The sequence below is a fragment of the Nonomuraea sp. NPDC050663 genome, assembly GCF_044456985.1.
GTDB lineage: Bacteria > Actinomycetota > Actinomycetes > Streptosporangiales > Streptosporangiaceae > Nonomuraea.
The window spans coordinates 303,360-320,894 of the sequence record NZ_JBITGL010000006.1; the positions used below are offsets into that span (position 1 = coordinate 303,360).

The 17,535-nt window shown below is 71.3% G+C and carries 16 protein-coding genes; 11 read left to right on the forward strand and 5 right to left on the reverse strand.

Annotation, left to right across the window (positions count from 1 at the left end):
* Nucleotides 1-7 precede the first annotated feature (7 nt).
* Both ACIBH1_RS21715 and ACIBH1_RS21720 read left to right on the forward strand, forming a co-directional pair.
* Nucleotides 8-232: a LuxR C-terminal-related transcriptional regulator gene (locus ACIBH1_RS21715; protein ID WP_181613628.1), complete on the forward strand. Its 225-nt coding sequence runs from the start codon at nt 8-10 to the stop codon at nt 230-232.
* 11 nt (nt 233-243) lie between these two features.
* Nucleotides 244-1,881, forward strand: coding sequence for an FAD-binding dehydrogenase (locus tag ACIBH1_RS21720; protein WP_397315629.1), 1,638 nt, complete (start codon nt 244-246; stop codon nt 1,879-1,881).
* A gap of 26 nt (nt 1,882-1,907) precedes the next feature.
* On the opposite strand, the gene ACIBH1_RS21725 is transcribed toward ACIBH1_RS21720, so the two are convergent.
* The gene (locus ACIBH1_RS21725; protein WP_397315630.1) at nt 1,908-3,062 is read right to left on the reverse strand and encodes a hypothetical protein; all 1,155 of its coding nucleotides are present in this window, start codon (nt 3,060-3,062) and stop codon (nt 1,908-1,910) included.
* A 226-nt stretch (nt 3,063-3,288) separates the two neighbouring features.
* Between ACIBH1_RS21725 and ACIBH1_RS21730 the strand changes: the two genes are divergently transcribed.
* Entirely contained in the window at nt 3,289-3,591 is a 303-nt protein-coding gene (locus tag ACIBH1_RS21730; RefSeq protein ID WP_397315632.1) for an ArsR/SmtB family transcription factor, read from the forward strand.
* A gap of 2 nt (nt 3,592-3,593) precedes the next feature.
* Nucleotides 3,594-4,466, forward strand: coding sequence for an SRPBCC family protein (locus ACIBH1_RS21735; RefSeq protein WP_397315633.1), 873 nt, complete (start codon nt 3,594-3,596; stop codon nt 4,464-4,466).
* Here ACIBH1_RS21735 and ACIBH1_RS21740 read toward each other — a convergent pair.
* From ACIBH1_RS21740 to ACIBH1_RS21750, 3 genes are read right to left on the reverse strand one after another with little or no spacing between them, the layout of a single operon-like run.
* On the reverse strand, nt 4,447-5,847 hold the full coding sequence (locus ACIBH1_RS21740; RefSeq protein ID WP_397315634.1) for a chlorohydrolase family protein: 1,401 nt from the start codon (nt 5,845-5,847) through the stop codon (nt 4,447-4,449). The two genes, ACIBH1_RS21735 and ACIBH1_RS21740, sit on opposite strands and share 20 nt — an antisense overlap.
* 16 nt (nt 5,848-5,863) lie before the next feature.
* Nucleotides 5,864-7,639, reverse strand: a complete 1,776-nt coding sequence (locus ACIBH1_RS21745; RefSeq protein ID WP_397315635.1) for a hypothetical protein — start codon at nt 7,637-7,639, stop codon at nt 5,864-5,866.
* Nucleotides 7,639-8,700, reverse strand: a complete 1,062-nt coding sequence (locus ACIBH1_RS21750) for an AAA family ATPase (RefSeq protein ID WP_397315636.1) — start codon at nt 8,698-8,700, stop codon at nt 7,639-7,641. The genes ACIBH1_RS21745 and ACIBH1_RS21750 overlap by 1 nt, the downstream gene beginning before the upstream one ends.
* 125 nt (nt 8,701-8,825) lie before the next feature.
* On the opposite strand from ACIBH1_RS21750, the gene ACIBH1_RS21755 reads away from it, so the two are divergent.
* From ACIBH1_RS21755 to ACIBH1_RS21785, 7 genes are all read left to right on the forward strand, one after another.
* Nucleotides 8,826-10,076: an ABC transporter substrate-binding protein gene (locus tag ACIBH1_RS21755; RefSeq protein WP_397315637.1), complete on the forward strand. Its 1,251-nt coding sequence runs from the start codon at nt 8,826-8,828 to the stop codon at nt 10,074-10,076.
* Nucleotides 10,073-10,978 carry a carbohydrate ABC transporter permease gene (locus tag ACIBH1_RS21760; RefSeq protein WP_397315638.1) on the forward strand — a complete coding sequence of 302 codons (906 nt, stop codon included), beginning with the start codon at nt 10,073-10,075 and terminating at the stop codon, nt 10,976-10,978. Before ACIBH1_RS21755 ends, ACIBH1_RS21760 begins: the two co-directional genes overlap by 4 nt.
* A complete protein-coding gene (locus ACIBH1_RS21765; RefSeq protein ID WP_397315639.1) occupies nt 10,969-11,763 on the forward strand; it encodes a carbohydrate ABC transporter permease in 795 nt (264 codons plus the stop codon). Before ACIBH1_RS21760 ends, ACIBH1_RS21765 begins: the two co-directional genes overlap by 10 nt.
* A gap of 5 nt (nt 11,764-11,768) precedes the next feature.
* A complete protein-coding gene (locus tag ACIBH1_RS21770) occupies nt 11,769-13,085 on the forward strand; it encodes a glycoside hydrolase family 13 protein (protein WP_397315640.1) in 1,317 nt (438 codons plus the stop codon).
* A 7-nt stretch (nt 13,086-13,092) separates the two neighbouring features.
* Nucleotides 13,093-14,109, forward strand: coding sequence for a LacI family DNA-binding transcriptional regulator (locus tag ACIBH1_RS21775; protein ID WP_397315641.1), 1,017 nt, complete (start codon nt 13,093-13,095; stop codon nt 14,107-14,109).
* Between the two features lie 69 nt (nt 14,110-14,178).
* Complete coding sequence (locus tag ACIBH1_RS21780; protein WP_397315642.1) at nt 14,179-15,003, forward strand: alpha-amylase family glycosyl hydrolase; 825 nt, start codon at nt 14,179-14,181, stop codon at nt 15,001-15,003.
* 18 nt (nt 15,004-15,021) lie between these two features.
* Nucleotides 15,022-16,248: an alpha-amylase family glycosyl hydrolase gene (locus tag ACIBH1_RS21785; RefSeq protein ID WP_397315643.1), complete on the forward strand. Its 1,227-nt coding sequence runs from the start codon at nt 15,022-15,024 to the stop codon at nt 16,246-16,248.
* A 58-nt stretch (nt 16,249-16,306) separates the two neighbouring features.
* On the opposite strand, the gene ACIBH1_RS21790 is transcribed toward ACIBH1_RS21785, so the two are convergent.
* Nucleotides 16,307-17,527 carry an NADP-dependent malic enzyme gene (locus ACIBH1_RS21790; RefSeq protein ID WP_397315644.1) on the reverse strand — a complete coding sequence of 407 codons (1,221 nt, stop codon included), beginning with the start codon at nt 17,525-17,527 and terminating at the stop codon, nt 16,307-16,309.
* Between the last annotated feature and the right edge of the window lie 8 nt (nt 17,528-17,535).

The window sequence follows — 17,535 nt, forward strand, 5'->3', positions numbered from 1 at the left end:
GCTGCAGATGGATCACGAGCTCAACGAGCGGGACTTCCTCTTGATCGTCATGCTGGCCAGGGGATACACCACCACGCGGATCGCCCGGGAGCTGCATCTGAGCAGGTACACGGTGGCCGAGCGGATCAGCAAGCTGCTGGAGCAGTTCGCCTGCAGCAACCGCAGCCAGCTGGTGGCCTACTTCTACGCGCACCGGCTGTTGCACGTGGGGATCTGGCCGCCAAGCGTGTAACGTGCGCATTTGTGCACGCGGACGTCATTGTCGTCGGGGCCGGCCTGGCCGGCCTGGTGGCGACCCACGAACTCACCCGGCGCGGCAAGCGCGTCGCCCTCGTCGACCAGGAGGGCCCCGCCAACCTGGGCGGACAGGCCCACTGGTCCTTCGGCGGGCTGTTCTTCGTCGGCTCGCCCGAGCAGCGCCGCATGGGCGTGAAGGACTCGGTCGAGCTGGCCTGGAACGACTGGCAGGGCAGCGCCGGATTCGACCGGCTCGACGACGAGGACTCCTGGGCGGTGCGGTGGGCGCGCGCCTACGTCGAGTTCGCCGCCGGGGAGAAACGCTCGTGGCTGCAGGGCCTGGGCCTGCGCTGGCTGCCGACGGTGGGCTGGGCCGAGCGCGGCGACCTGCGGGCCGACGGCCACGGCAACTCGGTGCCGCGATTCCACGTCACCTGGGGCACCGGTCCCGGCGTGCTGGAGCCGTTCCTGCGCTTCGACGAGCTCGTGACCTTCCACCACCGTCACCGCGTCGACGAGCTGATCGTCAGCGGTGGAGCGGTCCAGGGCGTGCGCGGCACCGTGCTGGCCGAGGACCACGCGCCGCGCGGGGCGGCCACCAGCCGCGAGGCCGTCGGCGAGTTCACGCTGGAGGCCCCTGCGGTCATCGTGACGACGGGCGGCATCGGCGCCAACCACGACCTCGTGCGCGCGTACTGGCCCTCCCGGCTGGGCACTCCCCCGGACGACATGATCACCGGCGTGCCCGCCTACGTCGACGGCCGCATGCTCGACATCGCCGCGCGGGCCGGAGCCCGCCTGGTCAACCGCGACCGCATGTGGCACTACACCGAGGGCCTGCGCAACTGGGACCCGATCTGGCCCGGCCACGGCATCCGCATCCTGCCGGGGCCCTCGTCGATGTGGTTCGACGCGCTCGGCAACCGCCTGCCCGACCCCTGCCTGCCCGGCTACGACACCCTCGGCACGCTGCGCCACCTGCGCACGACCGGCCACGACCACTCGTGGTTCGTGCTGACCGAGCGCATCATCGCCAAGGAGTTCGCCCTGTCGGGCTCGGAGCAGAACCCCGACATCACCTCCAAGGACCGCCAGGCGTTCCTGCGCTCGCGCCTGCTGGGCAAGGGCGCCCCCGCGCCGGTGGAGGCCTTCAAGCGGCGCGGCGCCGACTTCGTGGTCGCCGCCACGCTGGAGGAGCTGGTCGAGGGCATGAACAAGCTCACCGACACGCCCCTGCTCGACGCCGAGCGCCTGCGACGGCAGATCGTGGCGCGCGACCTGCAGATCGCCAACCCCTTCAGCAAGGACTCCCAGGTCCAGGGCATCCACAACTCGCGGCGTTACCTCGGTGACAAGCTGGGGCGTACGGCCACGCCGCACCGGATCCTGGATCCCGAGGCGGGACCGCTGATCGGCGTGCAGCTGAGGGTGCTGACCCGCAAGACGCTCGGCGGCATCCAGACCGACCTCGACTCCCGGGTGCTCGACGCGTCGGGCCAGGCGATCGACGGGCTGTTCGCGGCGGGCGAGGTCGCCGGGTTCGGTGGCGGCGGGGTGCACGGGTACAACGCCCTGGAGGGCACCTTCCTCGGCGGGTGCCTGTTCTCCGGGCGCCAGGCGGGCCGCGCCGCGGCCCGCCAGTGACCTGTCGGTGACCCGTCGGCGACCCGTCAGCGGGTTGCCGCCCACTGGTGGGCGTCGCCCTGGTGGACGGCGGCGTAGACCCGGTCACGGAGCTGGTTGGCCTCCTGGTCGGTGAGAGTGCGGTCCAGGTGGCGCAGGACCACCTTGAGCAGCACGTTCTTCTGGCCGGGCCGGGCGCCGAGCCGCTCCAGGGCCCGCGGCGGCAGCTCGGAGCAGGGTGTCTGGCTGAGGATCTCCACGGCCTCGACCTGGTCGGCGTCGGCTCCGAGGGCGTCGCGCACCCGGTCGCCGAGGTCTTCAGCCAGGTCGTCGCGGTCGACGGCGACGGACAGGTCGCGGCGGACGGCGGGCATGGCGGAAACCGGCCGGTAGGGGGCCAGGTCCGCCATCTGCCCTGAGACGGCGGGCAGGGCCGAGCGCAGGATGCGGATGTCGGGGATGCCCTTGATCAGCATCAGCACGCGGTCGAGCCCCATGCCCAGCGCGAGGCCGCTCCACGAGGCGTCGAGCCCGGCGCGCCTGAGCACCTCCGGGTGCGCCAGGCCGCATTCGGCCACCTCGATCCATTCGCCGCCGTGCTCCACGTCGATCTGGCGGCCGGCGAGGGTGTAGGGGTGGACGCGGTCCTCGTGGCGGTGCTCGGCGCCCGGCAGGAGGGCCGACACGAGGGTCGTGACCATCTCGTCCAGGTCCGCGGTGGTCATGGGGGCGGGACGGCGGGTGACGCGCCACAGGTCGAGCTGGTGGGGCGTGCCGGTGTGCAGGCGGTCGATGCTGTCACGACGGTAGACCAGCCCGGGGCACACGAGGAGCACGTCGTCGGCGGAGTCGGCGGAGTCGGCGGAGGCGGCGGAGGCGGCGGAGGCGGCCAGGGCGCGCAGGGCCGCCGGGATGAGCGCGCTGGAGTGGCTGCGCAGCATGGTGCGGTCGTCGACGTAGCGCGTGTAGCGGGCGTCGCGGGTGACGTCGTCGCGGCGATAGCCGAGGTTGTCGTAGTTGTCCTCGACGGTGACGGCGCGGCCGCCGCGGCACCATCGCACCTGGCAGCCCCATCGGCTCGCCAGCGCGCCGACCGCGTGGTCGACGACGAGCTGCAGGGCGTGCGGGCCCGCGGAAGGGTCGGTGAGGTCGCGGACGGAAAGGTCACGGGCGAGCTGGTCGGGGGAAAGGCGAGCGAGCATGGCGGCCTCCTGGCCGTAAAGGGTTGGCGGGGTGTCGTGAAACCCCCAAGCCCCTGGGCCTGACCGCTCGAAGGGCCGGCCCGCTCAGCTCTGGAGACGTGGCGAGATCCGACCCCTGCGGCGCCCTTCGGGAGCCAGGGGGCCGGTAAATCGGCGACTGATCGCTACGGCCACGGCTCGACTATAGCCCACGACACTTATATGCAACATCGGCTATATTGCTCATATGGCATCTACGTTCGAGGTGCTGGCGGAACCGCGGCGCAGGGAGATCCTCGACCTGCTGCGCGGCCGCGAGCGGCTGGTCGGCGAGCTGGCCGTCCACCTCTCGCTCGCCCAGCCGACCGTCTCCAAGCACCTGAAGGCGCTGCGCGAGGCAGGGCTGGTCGAGGTGCGCCACGACGCACAGCGGCGCTGGTACCGGCTGCGTCCCGAGCCGCTGGCCGAGATCGACCGGTGGCTGGAGCCCTACCGCCGGTTGTGGTCGTCGAGCCTCGACGCGCTCGAACGCCACCTGGACAGGAGTTGATCATGGAAGCGACCCTGAACACCGTCAACGGCGATCCGGTGCTGCGCCTGGAGCGCCGGCTGGCCCATCCGCCCGCCAAGGTGTGGCGGGCGGTGACCGATCCGGCCGAGCTGGCCCACTGGTTCCCCGCCTCCGTCGAGGCCGAGCAGCGGCCGGGCGCCGCGATGCGCTTCAGCTTCCCCGGCGAGGACGACGTCACCCACGGCGAGGTGATGGAGGTCGACCCGCCCAGGGTCTACATGTTCCGCTGGGGCCACGACGTGCTGCGCTTCGAGCTGATCCCCGACGGCGAGGGCTGCCTGCTGGTCTTCACCCACACGCTGGGCGGGGGCGCCGTCGGCAGGCTCGGCGCGGGCCGTACGGCGGCGGGCTGGGACTCCTGCCTGGCCGCCATGCTCGCCCGCCTCGACGGCCGCGACGCCCCGGAGGAGCGCGACCCGCTCGGGCCGATGGAGCACTACGTCGAGGTGTTCGGGCTGGCCGTGGGCACGGTCACCCGCACCGGCGACGGCTTCGAGCTGGCCTTCGCCCACGACATGGTGTGGCGCTCCGCCGAGCACATCTGGACCCAGGTCGTCCGGCAGGCGCCCGGCGAGGCCCTGGAGAGCGACGAACCACGCCTGCTGGTGTGCGCCCTGACGCACGACGGCCGGCCCGCCGGGACCGTGCGCTGGGAGATCGTCTCCGATCCCGAGCTGGGCGTGCGCGTCGAGCGCACCCACACGGTGCCCGGCTCGCTCGCGTCGCTGGTGCCCGCCCTGCTGGCCGAGGGCCAGGTCAGTCAGGAGCTGCTGTTCGCCGCGGTCATGGGCGAGCCCGGCCGCCCGTGGCCGGGGGAACGCTACGAGCGGCTGGTCAAGCAGTACTCGTCCTGAACGACGGCGGGAAGAGTGTGTCCGGTTCCCTGCGCAGGTGGTCGCGCGCGGAGTAGGCGGCCTTCATGCGGTCGAAGTAGGCCTGGGCCCGCTCGCGCAGGCCCTCGGCGCCGGGGACGACCCGGTCGCGCATGACCACGCGGCCGTCGATAACGACCGTCGTCACGTCCGCGCCCGAGCAGTTCATCAGCAGGGTGCGGATGGGGTCGTCGACGGGTCCGGTGCGGGGGCCAGACAGGTCCACGATGATCAGGTCGGCCTTGGCGCCGGGCGCCAGCCGGCCCAGGTCGTCGCGGCCCAGCGCCCTGGCGCCGCCGAGGGTGGCCGCCCGGTAGTAGTCGGCCGCCGCCCCGGCGTCGAGCCGTCCGGTGACCAGCTTGGCCAGGTTGTTGCCGTAGTCCATGTTGCGGATCATGTCGGGCGGGAAGGAGTCGGTGCCCAGCGCCACGGTGACGCCCGCCGCCCGGTAGGAGTCGAAGTCGTGCAGCGCGTCGCCGTACCTGACCGAGGTCAGCGGGCAGTGCGCGATCCCGGCGATCGCGGCGAGCCTGGGCACGTCGTGCGGTTCGATGTAGCGGGCGTGCGGCACGATCAGCCGGTGGTTCAGCAGGCCGCTGTCCTCCAGCACCTCGATCGGCTGCCTGCCGAGCAGCCCGGCCTCCCTGGGGCTCTGCATACAGTGCAGGCGCACCAGGCAGTCGAGTTCCTCGGCGGCCCGCGCGGTGGCGCGCAGGAGTTCGGGGGTGAGCGTCTCGATCCGGCACGGCAGCAGCGCGCCGCGCAGCCGCCCGCCGTACGCGCCGTCGAAGTCCTTGACGAAGCGCACGGCGTCGGCCAGGCCGCGTTCGCCGTTCTCCGGCTCCCAGTGCACGCGCCCGCCGGTCATCGGCACGCCGGAGCGGTAGCTGGGGCCCAGGTACATGCGCAGGCCCAGCCGTCCGGCGATCTCGGCGACCCCGGCGAACTCCTCGTACGACTCCGCCCAGGCGCTGTGGGTCTCGGCGGCGATCGGCATCGCGGTGGTGATGCCGTTGCGGATCAGCTGGGTCAGCGCGTATTCGCGCATGAACAGCGTCTCCTCCAGCGGGAAGACGGCCTGCCTGCGGTGCAGGGCGTAGTCGTCGGACCAGGCCAGGCCGCTGGAGTCGGCGTGCCAGGTGTCGAGGATGGCGTGGTCGATGTCGGCCAGCGCGTCCAGGTCGATGAAGCCGGGGCCGATCAGGGCGTGCCCGGCGTCGATCACCTCGTCGGCCTCGCCGTCGTACGGCCCGCCGGCGTGGACGATCTCGTCGCCCTCCAGGACGACGCAGCCGTCGCGGTGGATGACGTGATCGTCGCCGTCGTGGCCGACGACGAAGGAGGCCTTCAGGAGAATCCGCATGCATAGTGGTATACCACTACTTCATGCGGAAGACCGGTCCCATCGGCCGGAAGGGCAGCCTCGCCCCCTCGGGGACGAGGAACGCGTGCTCGCGCCTGATCCTCAGCACGTCGCACTCCCCGTCGGTGATGACCAGGATGGGGCCCGCCGCCGGGAAGTCGTCCGCGTGCTCCAGCAGGTGGATGCCCGGCTGAAGGACGGTGCCTCCCCTGCCGCGCACCCGCACCTTCGAGGCGATCTCCTCGACCGGCAGGTAGCCCGCGTCGTAGGCGGCCGCGTCGCAGAAGACCACGCGCGCACGCGGCACGTCGCGGGCGACCGCGTAGGAGGCGATGGCGCCCAGCGCCTTGCCCAGGAGCCTGGCGTTCATGGAGCCGGAGGTGTCGAGCACCACGCCGAACGTGGCCTGGCGCACGAGCTCCTCGGGGCGCACCCAGCCGGGACGCGGGATGTCCGGCGTGGCCGACTGCCGGCGCGACGCCCGCGCGTAGGAGCGGCGGCGCTCCGGCGAGGGCACGTGCTCGTCGAACCAGCGCGCCAGCCGCGCGTCCCACGGCAGCGGCGGCTGGTCCAGGGCGCGGATCTCCTGCTCCAGCCCGGAGGGCAGCAGGCCCCGGCCGGTGGAGTGGTGGTAGGACAGGCCCGTGCCCAGGGCGCGGCGGTAGAACTCGTCCAGGTCGACGTACCGACCCGGCGCCCCGGTGTGCGGCAGCGGGTGGCCCAGCACGTCGCCCAGGCCGCGCCCGCGCAGCGTGGCGAGCTTGCGCAGCCGCCGCAGGTCGACGGTGATCAGGTCGTAGACGGCCTCGGCCGACTGGGCCGCCAGCGCCTTGTCGTGGAGCAGGCCCTCGGGCATCTCCCCCACGCCCATCTCGACCAGCCAGCCGTTGATCACGTAGTCGCAGGCGATGTTCCAGTAGTACGGGTCGCGCCCGCCCACCCGCTCGCCGTGCCGCAGCGCGGCGTGCAGCATCTCGTGCGCCAGGACGAACCGCCACTCCTCCATCGACAGGTGCGTCAGCGGGTTGACGTAGATCTCGGCGGCCTCGGCGTTGACCGCGGCGACGGAGATGTCCCAGCCGCGCGCCAGCTCGACGTCGGCCACCAGGGTCATGCCCGCGGCCAGCGCGCCGAGCAGCGGGTAGGAGGAGACGAACCAGCGCAGCGCCAGATCCCACGGACCGTCCACGTGGCCTTCTGCGGACACGCGCGGCGTGCCCGCCTTGTCGAGCGCGGCCGTCGCGGCTCTGGCCACCCCGCGGGCGAAGGAGGCCTGGTACTTGAGGTACTTCGCGGCCTCCTCGGTGCCGATCTCGAAGTCCGGCCGCCCGATCGGGGTGAACTCGGCGGGCAGGCCGAGGCGGCGCCAGCGCTCCGACAGCGTGGTCTCGTCCTCCGGCGGCAGCTCGACCGGCAGCGGCGCGGGGCAGCGGCCCAGCTTCAGCGTGCGCAGGAACCGGTCGACGGCCAGGCAGCAGGCGGCCCGGTAGGCGGGGTCGGGGCCCAGGTCGCCGGGCAGGCAGGTGCGCGGGTCGGCGTGCCCGAACCCGAGGTGGAGCAGGAGGTGGGCGAAGACCCACGCCCACTCCTCGGCCTGTGCCCGGCGCTTGGGGTGGTACTTGACGTCGCCGTCGGCCTCGACGACGGCCCAGGTGTCCTTGTCGAGCTCGCCGTCGGCGGCCGGCCGCAGGCAGGCGCGGATGGCCGACAGCAGGGGGTGGGTGGTGACCATGCCCCAGCCCTTGCGCAGCTCGGCCTGCCAGGGGTCGACCTTGGCCTTGGCCCTGCTCACTATGACCTGGCCGCGATCAGGCGGGGCAGGTCGCGGCCGACCTCGACCAGGAACCAGGTGGGCAGCGCAGGGGCGCCGTTGTCGTCGTTCCTGATGACCAGCTGCGCGCACTCCAGCGAGATCTCCGCCAGCTCCACCAGCAGCGTCTTGGCGCGGAAGGCCAGGTCGCGGCCGCGCTGCGAGCCGCCGCGCTTGTCGGCGGGCAGTTCCTTCATCAGGCGGGCGCGCAGCGTCTCGGCCAGGAAGTAGAGCAGGTCGCGGTCCTCGGGACGGCGCGGCCATGGCGCCTCGCCCTTGAGGACGGCGTCGAGGTCGTAGGCGTGCCGCACGGTCTTGACGTAGGCGCGGAAGGCCGAGGCGTGGCCGGTGGTGAGCGTGCCGAAGGCCAGCATGGCCAGGGTCTCGTCGTCGATGCCCTCGCCGTAGGAGTGCATGACGTCGGAGAGCATGTGCCAGGCGCGGGGCGAGGAGAAGGGCTCCTCGGTCTTGGGCGGCGCGCTCCACAGGTGGTCGGGGCGCTGCACCAGGTACTCCACGATCCACGGGTGGATGCCGTTGTCGACGGCCCAGGTCAGCCAGTCGCTCGCCGAGGCGCGCAGGTGCACGTGGACCAGGCGGTTGACCAGCGCCGAGGCCATCGGCCTGGCCAGCGCGTTGTCGGTCGCGCGGTTGCCCGCGCCGATCACGACCGAGCCCTCGGGCAGCTCGTAGGTGCCGATGCGGCGGTCGAGGATCAGGGAGTAGAAGGCCTTCTGCACCTCGGGGGCCGAGGCGTTGAGCTCGTCGAGGAACAGGCAGTACGGCTCGGCGCGGGCGATCGACTCGGGCGGGGCGAACCTGCTGCGCCCGTCGATCAGCTCGGGCACGCCGATGAGGTCCTCGGGCGCCAGCTGCGTGCCGAGCAGGGTGACGCACTCCAGGCCGAGCGAGGCGGCGAAGTCGCGCACCAGCGAGCTCTTGCCGATGCCGGGCGCGCCCCACAGGAACACCGGACGCACCACCGCGACGTGGAGGAGCACGCCGGGCAGCTGCGCCGGGGTCACGGTGACGGTTGCCTGCATGTGGTCAAGAGTGACGAATCACCAGGTTGATGCGCATCCCGTTTTTCGCCTCTTGACGCATGCCAGGTAATCGCACTATTAACACGTGTTAGAAACACGTTTCCCAGTCCCCCACGGAGCTCACGATGAGGCCGTTACGTGTTACCGCGCTGCTGGCGTCCGCACTGCTGGCGGCCACCGCCTGCGGCTCGTCCCAGCCCGCCGCCACCCCCGCCGGCCCCACGGAACTGACCGTGTGGCACTACTGGGACGGCGCCAACGCGCAGACCTTCCAGACCCTGGCGCAGCGCTACGAGCAGCAGCACCAGGGCGTCAAGCTCAAGCTCGTCAACGTCCCCGGCGCCGAGCTGCTCACCAAGCTCCAGACCGCGGCCACCAGCCGCACCCTGCCCGACGTCGCGATCGGCGACCTGGTCTGGGTGCCGCGCCTGGCCCAGACCGGCCGCCTGGCCGACCTCAAGCCGCACATCCCCGCCGCCGTCTGGTCCGACATCTACCCGGAGATGCTGACGTTCGGCTCCGCGCAGGGCAGGCAGCTGTCCATCCCGGTCTCGGCCAACACCCTGGCCATGATGTACAACACCGACCTGGTCAAGCAGGCCGGACTCGACCCCGCCCGCCCGCCCAGGACGTGGGAGGAGCTGCGGCAGGCCGCCAAGACCATCCTCGACAAGACCGGCAAGCCCGGCTTCGAGCTGTTCACCCAGCCAGGCGACAACGGCGAGGGCGTCACCTGGAACTTCCAGGTCACCCTCTGGCAGGCCGGAGGCGAGTTCCTGACCGCCGACAACACCAAGGCGGCCTTCAACTCCCACGCCGGGCGCAAGGCGCTGACCTTCTGGAGCGACCTCGTCAAGGACGGCTCCAGCCCGCTCGGCCCCTGGGGCGCCTTCGAGAAGGGCGCCGCCGCCTCCGCCCAGGAGGGCTCCTGGATGGTGGGCATCTGGAAGGACAAGCCGCCCTTCCCCTTCGCCACCGCCGCGATCCCGCACCCGGCCGACGGCAAGCCCGCCACCAACATGGGCGGCGAGCAGGCGGTCGTCTTCGACACCTCCAAGGACGTCAAGGCGGCCTCCGCCTTCCTGGGCTGGTTCGCCGACCAGAACCTGGAGTGGAGCAAGACGACCGGGTTCCTGCCCACCCGCAGGTCGATCGCCGAAAGCGGCGACTACCTGTCGTCGCTCGACCCGCTGACCAAGCCCTTTGTCGACGCCCTGCCCACCGCGCGGGCCCGTCCGGCCAGCCCGGTCTACCCCAAGGTGTCGCTGGCCTTCGCCAAGCAGGTGGAACAGGCGCTGCACGGCAGGAAGAGCGTGGAGGCCGCCCTGGCCGACGCCGAGCGCGAGGTCAACGAGATCCTGGCGGCCGGTCAGTGACCACCCGGCCCCTGGCCGGCGCGCCTGCCCGCAGGCGCGCCGTCCCGGCCCGGCGGCGGCGGGGCGGCGACATCCGCGTCGCGCTGTTGTGCCTGAGCCCGGCGCTGGCGGTGATCGGCACCTTCGTGGTCTACCCGATCGTCGCCACCGGCCGGATCAGCCTCACCTCGTGGAACGGAGCCACGCCTGAGCTGCCCTTCGCGGGCCTGGCCAACTACGTCGAGATGGCCTCCGACCCGGAGTTCGGCAACTCCCTGCTGGTCACCATCCTGTACGGCCTGGGCGTCACGGTCCTGGGGGTGGCCTCGGGACTGGGCCTGGCGGTGCTGCTCAACGCCCCGATCAAGGGGTTGTCGCTCTACCGGGGGATCTTCTTCCTGCCGGTGGTCACCTCCTCGATCGCGGTGGCCACGGTCTGGAAGTACCTGTTCGAGGCGGACGGACCGTTCGCCTTCGGGCTCAACTGGCTGGGCGAGCCCGGCCTGGCGCTGTTGTCGCTCACGCTGCTGACCGCGTGGAAGCAGCTCGGGCTCAACGTGGTGCTCTACCTGACCGCGCTGCAGGCGATCCCCGCGCAGCTGTACGAGGCGGCCTCGCTCGACGGCGCGGGCCGATGGCAGCAGTTGCGGCTCGTCACCGTTCCGCTGCTGGCGCCGATGACCTTCTTCGTCGTCCTCGAAGGGCTCATCGCGACCTTCCAGGGCTTCGACCTGGTCTACGCGCTGACGCAGGGCGGGCCGCTCGGCGGTACGGAGGTGCTGGGCTTCCTGGTGTACCGCACGGCCTTCGCCTCGGGCGAGTTCGGCTACGCGGCGACCGTCGCCTACGCCGGGTTCGCGCTGGTGGTGGCGCTGGCATGGATGAACTGGCGGCTGCAGGGAGGAGGCTCCCGATGGTCGTGAGACGCCACCTGATCCTTCTGGCCGCCGCCGTCGTGACGATCGCCCCGTTCGCGTGGATGGTCGTGACCTCGCTCAAGCAGTTCCCCAACGTCTACAGGCTGTGGCCGCTGGAGTTCGAGTGGGGCAACTACGGCGAGGCGATGGCGGCGGCGCCGTTCGCCCGCTACTACCTCAACACCGCGGTGATGACGCTGGGGATCGTCGCCGGTCACCTGATCCTCGACACCCTGGCCGCCTACGCCTTCGCCCGGCTGCGCTTCCCGCTGCGCAACACGATCTTCGCGCTGCTGGTGGCGACCATGCTGGTGCCGACCTTCCTGACCATGCTGCCCGCCTTCGACCTGGTGGTGCGGTTCGGCTGGTACGACACGTGGGCGGCGCTGATCGTGCCCAGGCTCGCCGACGTGTTCGGCATCGTGGTGCTGCGCACCTACATGCAGACGCTGCCGCGCGAGCTCGACGAGGCGGCCCTGGTCGACGGCGCAGGCAGACTGCGCATCCTGTGGCGGATCGTGGTCCCGCTGTGCAGGCCCGCGCTGGCCACGGTGGCGGTCTTCAGCTTCCTGTTCGGCTGGAACGACTTTCTGTGGCCCCTGCTGGTGACCGCCGACGACGCCACCCGCACCGTCCAGCTGGGCCTGTCGGTCTTCACCAGTAAGTACGGCCCCTACCCGCATCTGCTGATGGCCGGCACCGTGACCGCCGCCGTCCCCGCCGTCGTGATCTTCCTGTTCCTGCAGAAGGCCCTGGTCCGCGGACTCGCGGGCACCGGATCGAAGGAGTGAATGCCGTGACCGGACCCGACTGGGTGCGCGACGCCGTCTTCTACCAGATCTTCCCCGACCGTTTCGCCCGCGGCGACGGGCCCGTCGACGCCGAGGCGCCCACCCGCGACAACTTCCTCGGCGGCGACCTCGACGGCATCGGCGCCCACCTCGGCCACCTGCGCGAGCTGGGGATCACGGCGCTCTACCTCACGCCGATCTTCGCCGCCCGCACCAACCACCGCTACGACACCATCGACTACCTGTCGATCGACCCGATGCTGGGCGACGAGCGCACGTTCGCGCTGCTGGTGGAGCACGCGCACGCGCACGGGATCAAGGTGGTGCTCGACGCGGTCTTCCACCACTGCGGCGACGGGCACCCGGCCTTCCAGGACGTGCTCGCCCACGGGCCGGCCTCGCCGTACGTGAACTGGTTCCACTTCCAGCAGTTCGAGCCCGAGCCGGTCTACCTGACGTGCAGCGGGTGCCAGTACCTGCCCAAGCTCAACGTCACCAACCCCGAGGTGCGCGACCACCTGTTCGCCGCGGTCGACAAGTGGACGGGCCTGGGCATCGACGGCTGGCGGCTCGACGTGCCGTACATGATGGACAACCTGCCCTTCTGGCGGCGGTTCCAGCAGCACGTCAAGGCCATCGACCCCGACCTGTACGTGGTGGCAGAGGTGTGGGAGGCCGCCACGGACTGGACCCGCGGCGACACCAGCGACGGCGCGATGAACTACCGGCTGCGCGACGCGATCCTGGGCTTCGTCACCGACCACCGGCTCGGCGGCGAGTGGCTGGCCCGCGAGCTGGAGACGATCTCCGGCGAGATCGGCGCCGCCGGGGGACTCATGCTCAACCTGCTGGGCAGCCACGACACCGAGCGCCTGCTGACCCGGTGCGGCGGCGAGCCGCACGCCGCGCGGTTCGCGCTCGGCCTGCTCATGGCGGCGCAGGGGGCGCCGATGATCTACTACGGCGACGAGATCGGCATGCGGGGCTTCAACGACCCCGACTGCCGCCGCGCCATGGTGTGGGACCAGGACCGGTGGGACCACGACACGCTGACCTGGCTGAAGCGGCTCACCCGCCTGCGCCGCGAGCACGTGGCGCTGCGCCGGGGCGACGAGAGCACTGTGACCGCCAGCGAGAATGTCATAGTCCGCGCCCGCAGCCATCCTGAGGAGACCGTGCTCGTGCTGGCCAATCGCGGCAACGCCGCCGAGCGGCTCGCCGTGGGCACCGGCACCGGACGTGACCTGATCACCGGGGAACAGGTCAAGCTGGGGGCGGTAGCCGTCCATCCCTGGGAGGTCCGATTTGTCCGGCCCGACTGATTCGCGCGTGACATCCAAGGACGTGGCCGCCGCCGCCGGCGTCTCACGCTCGGCGGTCTCCTTCGCCTTCAACGACCCCGCCAAGATCTCCGACGCCACCCGGCAGCGGATCCTGGCGGTGGCGAGCGAGCTCGGCTACACCCCCAACCCCGTGGCCCGCATGCTCCAGCAGGGCCGCACCCGCTCACTCGGCGTGCTCCTGCCCCAGGACCTCCCCTCGATCATGGAGAACCCCTACTACGCGCAGTTCTTCGTCGGGCTCGGCCAGGTCTGCCACCGCGAGGGCCTGACCCTGCTCATGACGCCGCCGCTGCGCAACTCGATGCTGAAGGCCATCCCCTACGCCGCCGTCGACGGCTTCGTCGTGTGCGGACTCGAGGTCGACCGCGGCGAGGTGGCCGAGCTCGAACGGCGCGGCATCCCCTTCGTCCTGGTCGACAGCGACCCGTCGGAGGGCGCGCCCACCGTCGAGGTCGACGACCAGTCCGGCGCCCGCGAGGTGACCGAGCACCTGCTCGCGCTCGGGCATCGCCGCATGGCGCTGCTGTCCTTCGACCCCGGACCCGACAAGGAGGAATACGGATACCGCGGGCCGCTGGCCCGCCGCATGGCCGGCATCCGCGAGGCGATGCAGACCGCCGGCCTGTCCTTCGACGACCTGCTGCTGCGCGAGGTGCCCTGCACCCGCTCCGACGGCTACCACGCCGCCAAGCAGCTCATGCTGCTCGACGACCCGCCCACCGCCATCATCACGCTCTCCGACATCCTGGCGGTGGGAGCCATCGACGCCATGCACGACCTCGGCGTCTCCATCCCCGGCGAGGTCTCCATCACCGGCTTCGACGACCAGCCGGAAGCCGCCTGGGTACGGCCCCGCCTGACCACCGTCCGCCAGCCCATCATCGCCAAGGGCCGGGTGGCCGGCGACTTCCTGGTCTCCGCCATCCGCGGCGAGGCCCAGCACCCCCACCAGGTCCTGCACACCGCCCTGATCGTCCGGGAATCCACCGGCCCGATCCGATAACCATCACCCTCATCACCCCTTGCCAGGCCCGCGGACCGCCGCGGGTCCATCCCGCCATGGAGTCATGCCATGAAACGGCTGTTAACCGCCCTGCTCCTCGCCATCCCGCTCCTCGTCGCCGTGCCGCAGGCGCACGCCACGGTCTCCCCCGGGCCGCTGGCCGAGGGCGACGTCATCTACCACGTCGTCGTCGACCGCTTCCACAACGGCGACACCACCAACGACGACTCGGGCAACGGTGAATACGACCCCGCCGACCTCGGCATGTACCACGGGGGCGACTGGGCGGGGCTGACCGCCAAGCTCGACTACATCAAGAACCTCGGCGCCACCGCGATCTGGATCTCGCCGGTCTCCGAGCAGGAGCCGCTCAGCCGCGACCAGGGCGAGGGCAGCTACCACGGCTACTTCACCAAGAACTTCGCCACCCCGAACACGCACTTCGGCTCCACCGCCGAACTCCAGACCCTCATCGACACCGCCCACGACAAGGGCATGAAGATGATCCTGGACGTGGTGCCCAACCACACCACCGACTACCTGGCCGGCACCTCCACGACCTACAACCCGGCCACCTACAAGCCCGCCGCGCCGCTCGACAACTCCGGCTACTTCCACCACACCGGCGACTGCCTCTTCGACGGCAGCATGACGCAGGCCCAGCTGGAGGTCTGCGACCTGGGCGGACTCGACGACCTCGACCAGTCGAACCCGACCGTCTCGCAGTACCTGATCGACACCTACAAGGACTGGGTCGACATGGGCTTCGACGGCATCCGCGTCGACGCCGCCAAGCACATCGCCAAGCCGTGGCTGGCCACCTTCGAGCAGGCCATGGGCGTGCCGACCTTCGGTGAGGCCTTCGTCGGCGACGTCGACTTCGTCTCCGACTAGCAGGACTACGAGTGGGGCATGCTCGACTTCCCGCTCTTCTTCCCGATGCGCGAGGCCTTCGCCGCCGACGCCGACATGAACGCCCTGGGCACCCTGTTCGCCCAAGACTACAAGTACACCAACGCCAACCGGCTGACGACCTTCCTCGACAACCACGACCGCGCCCGCTTCCTGGCCCGCGCGGGCGACAGCTACCAGCGGCTGCGCAGCGCGCTCACCTTCATGCTGACCGCCCGCGGCGTCCCGGTCATCTACTACGGCACCGAGCAGGCCGACGACGGCAACTTCAACCCGTGGGAGGACCCGATCGCCAACAAGGACAACCGCAAGGACATGACGTCCTGGGACGAGAACCACACCGTCTACAAGCACATCCAGCGCCTGACCACGCTGAAGAAGAACTACGCCTCACTGCGCACCGGCACCCAGCGCGAGATGTGGAAGGACGCCGGCGTCTACGCCTTCTCCCGCATCGCCGGCACCCAGGAGACCATCACCGCCGCCACCAACAGCTGGAGCACCCAGAGCAGGACCATCCCGCTGCGCGCCGAGAGCCCGATCGCGGTCGGCACGGTGCTGACGAACCTGATGAACACCGGCGACACCGTCACCGTGCAGGCCGGAGGCGTCACCGGCAGGCAGATCACCGTCAGCCTCGGCGAGCACGAGGCCAAGGTCTACGCCCCAGGCTCGCCGGTCTCGGCCTACACCCCGCCCGCGCGCACGATCACCAAGATCCGCGTCCACCACAACCCCGGCGCCGACCGCACCATCGCCATCCGCGGCGCCGCCTCGCCGTTCCGCACCGACCGCGGCCGTCCCGCCCGCCAGGTCTCGGCCGGGGTGTGGGAGTACGAGTTCGAGCGCGTCCCCGCCGGGCAGAGCTTCACGTTCAAGCCGTACATCGACGACGCCTACGCCTCGAACGGGGCCGACTACAGCGGCGTCGGCGGGCAGACCATCGACGTCTACCCGACCTTCCCGACGCTGACCACCGTCCGCGTGCACAAGGACGCGGGCTACGGTAACAAGATCACCATTCGCGGCTCGGTGGCGCCGCTGTCGTGGAGCACCGGCCAGGACTGCGCCAACAAGGCCGCCGACCTGTGGCTGTGCACCGTCGTCGGCATCGCCTCCGGCACCTCGCTGCAGTACAAGCCGCTGCTGAACGACACCACGTGGTCGCAGGGCGGCAACTACACCACCACGGGCGGCTCGACCGTGGACGTCTACCCGACCTTCTAGCGGATCCGGCCAGGGGTACGGCACGCGTGCCGTACCCCTGGTGCGGCCGTGCGGCCGGTCATGCCGGCGGCGCCTCCGTGCAGGGGAATCGGGCCACGCCGTCGATCCGGGCCCGGTCGGCGACGGCGGCGGAGACGGCGGGGACGACACGCGGGTCGAACGGCCCGGGGATGATGTAGTCCGCCGACAGGTCCTGCCCGACGACGGCGGCCAGCGCGTCGGCGGCGGCGAGCTTCATGCCCTCGGTGATGGCCGACGCCCGCGCCGCCAGCGCGCCGCGGAACAGGCCGGGAAAGGCCAGCACGTTGTTGATCTGGTTGGGGAAGTCGCTGCGCCCGGTGGCGACGACGAGAGCGTGGCGCCGCGCGACGTCGGGGTGGATCTCCGGCGTCGGGTTGGACAGCGCGAACACGATGGCCTCCCGCGCCATCGAGGCGATCGCCTCCTCCGAGACGGTCGCGCCGGACAGGCCGATGAACACGTCGGCGCCGGCCAGGGCGTTCTCGATGGGCCCGGTGTGGCCGCGGCGGTTGGTGACCTCGGCCAGCTGCGCCTTGTAGGGGTTGAGGTCGGTGCGGCCGGTGTGCACGATCCCCTTGCTGTCGCACACGGTCACGTCGGCGGCGCCCGCGTTGATCAGCATGCGGCTGACGGCGATGCCCGAGGCTCCCGCCCCGGCGACCACCACGCGCAGTTCGCCCAGCGGCCTGCCCCTGAGCCTGGCCGCGTTGCGCAGGGCCGCGAGCACGACGATGGCGGTGCCGTGCTGGTCGTCGTGGAAGACGGGGATGTCGAGCAGGCCGCGCAGCCGCTCCTCGATCTCGAAGCAGCGGGGGGCGCTGATGTCCTCCAGGTTGATGCCACCGAAGGAGGGCGCCAGCCGTACGACCGTCTCGACGATCTCCTCGACGCCGGTGCAGTCCAGGCAGATCGGGACGGAGTCGACGCCGCCGAACTCCTTGAACAGCAGCGACTTGCCCTCCATGACGGGCATCGCGGCCGACGGCCCGATGTCGCCCAGGCCCAGGACGGCGGTGCCGTCGGTGACCACGGCCACCACGTTGGGCACCCACGTGTAGTCGTGGACGAGCTCGGGGCGCTCGGCGATCGCGGTGCAGACCCTGGCCACACCGGGGGTGTAGGCCAGGGACAGGTCGGCGGTGTCGCGGACGGGGACGGACGCGCGGGTCTCGAGCTTGCCGCCGCGGTGGAGGCGGAAGGCGGGGTCGTCGTCGAGCGCCGCTAACGGGCCGGCGTCGACGTGCAGGTCTGCGGACATGGGGTCTC

Excerpts from the sequence above, each read along its gene's own strand:
- ACIBH1_RS21735 (WP_397315633.1), top strand. The coding sequence starts at position 3,594 with ATGGAAGCGACCCTGAACACCGTCAACGGCGATCCGGTGCTGCGCCTG.
- ACIBH1_RS21740 (WP_397315634.1), bottom strand. The coding sequence starts at position 5,847 with ATGCGGATTCTCCTGAAGGCCTCCTTCGTCGTCGGCCACGACGGCGAC.
- ACIBH1_RS21715 (WP_181613628.1), top strand. The coding sequence starts at position 8 with ATGGATCACGAGCTCAACGAGCGGGACTTCCTCTTGATCGTCATGCTG.
- ACIBH1_RS21730 (WP_397315632.1), top strand. The coding sequence starts at position 3,289 with ATGGCATCTACGTTCGAGGTGCTGGCGGAACCGCGGCGCAGGGAGATC.
- ACIBH1_RS21755 (WP_397315637.1), top strand. The coding sequence starts at position 8,826 with ATGAGGCCGTTACGTGTTACCGCGCTGCTGGCGTCCGCACTGCTGGCG.
- ACIBH1_RS21725 (WP_397315630.1), bottom strand. The coding sequence starts at position 3,062 with ATGCTCGCTCGCCTTTCCCCCGACCAGCTCGCCCGTGACCTTTCCGTC.
- ACIBH1_RS21765 (WP_397315639.1), top strand. The coding sequence starts at position 10,969 with ATGGTCGTGAGACGCCACCTGATCCTTCTGGCCGCCGCCGTCGTGACG.
- ACIBH1_RS21780 (WP_397315642.1), top strand. The coding sequence starts at position 14,179 with ATGAAACGGCTGTTAACCGCCCTGCTCCTCGCCATCCCGCTCCTCGTC.
- ACIBH1_RS21785 (WP_397315643.1), top strand. The coding sequence starts at position 15,022 with ATGCTCGACTTCCCGCTCTTCTTCCCGATGCGCGAGGCCTTCGCCGCC.
- ACIBH1_RS21790 (WP_397315644.1), bottom strand. The coding sequence starts at position 17,527 with ATGTCCGCAGACCTGCACGTCGACGCCGGCCCGTTAGCGGCGCTCGAC.
- ACIBH1_RS21750 (WP_397315636.1), bottom strand. The coding sequence starts at position 8,700 with ATGCAGGCAACCGTCACCGTGACCCCGGCGCAGCTGCCCGGCGTGCTC.